Raw genomic sequence first — 560 nt, 5'->3', positions numbered from 1 at the left:
CTGCTGCGCCATGTGGCCGAATTCCTGGCGGACAACATCGGCAACGAGTGCTCGTCGAATCGAATTGCCGGCGCGTTAACTTCTGCGGGGTCGAAGACCACGAACAAGACCGTTTCCTCGTACGTGGGCGCGCTCGAGGAGGCCTTCCTGTTCTATCGTGCCACGCGTTACGATCTGCACGGCAAGGCGCTCCTCAAGACGAACCCAAAGGAGTACATCGTCGACACCGGATTCAGGACCTGGATGGCCGGCTATAGGGTCACGGATACTGGGCGCCTGTTCGAGAACGCCGTGTATCTCCAGCTGCTCTACGAAGGGTGGAGCGTGCATGTAGGCAAGCTCTATGGCAAGGAAGTTGACTTCGTCGCGACGAAGGACGGGCGCGTGCTCTACGTGCAGGTGACTGACGAGATGTTCGCAAGCGAGACCAGGGAACGCGAGATCGCCCCTCTGAAGTCGATACGAGACAACCACGAGAAGATCGTGGTCGTGAGGCAGGGTTCCTACGACACGGATATCGACGGCATCCGCATCGTGAGCGCGAGGGACTTTTTCCTCTA

1 protein-coding gene is annotated in these 560 nt (G+C 58.9%); it reads left to right on the top strand.

Annotated elements, in window-relative coordinates:
- Positions 1 to 560 (top strand): ATP-binding protein (locus SFLMC1_RS02465; RefSeq protein WP_154033511.1); only part of this gene is annotated, 560 nt, incomplete at both ends.

The sequence above is a fragment of the Collinsella aerofaciens genome, assembly GCF_901212495.1.
GTDB classification, from domain to species: Bacteria; Actinomycetota; Coriobacteriia; order Coriobacteriales; family Coriobacteriaceae; genus Collinsella; species Collinsella aerofaciens_H.
Note: the sequence above shows the minus strand (reverse complement) of the source record. Positions and strands in the feature narration are given on the sequence as shown.